General features: G+C 77.6%; 1 pseudogene. It reads left to right on the top strand.

From position 1 onward, the window contains the following. A pseudogene (locus J5F18_RS15325) lies at positions 1 to 312 on the top strand (peptidase); the annotation flags it as partial.

Raw genomic sequence — 312 nt, 5'->3', positions numbered from 1 at the left:
CTGGTCTACGGGATCCTGATGGGCGTCGACCCGGCGAGCCGCGACGCCCAGCGGGAGGTGCTGGCCCGCCAGGCGCTGCCCGAGGTGCTGCGCGAGCTGGAGGCGCTCGCCGAGCCCCTGGCGGCGCTGGCGCCGGGGGATCGCCTGCCGCTCATCGAGCTGGCCCTGCCCGTGCTGCGCCAGCTCTCGGCGGCCCAGTTCGCTCGCTTCCGCGCCTGCCTCACCGGCCTGATGGCCGCCGAGCCCGCCCCGGGTGCCCTGCAGTGGGCGCTGCACCGGCTGGTGCTGGTGGGCCTCGAGGGAGAGCGCCGG

Source organism: Halomonas sp. BM-2019 (assembly GCF_017584085.1).
This window is presented reverse-complemented; position numbering and strand designations above follow the sequence as displayed.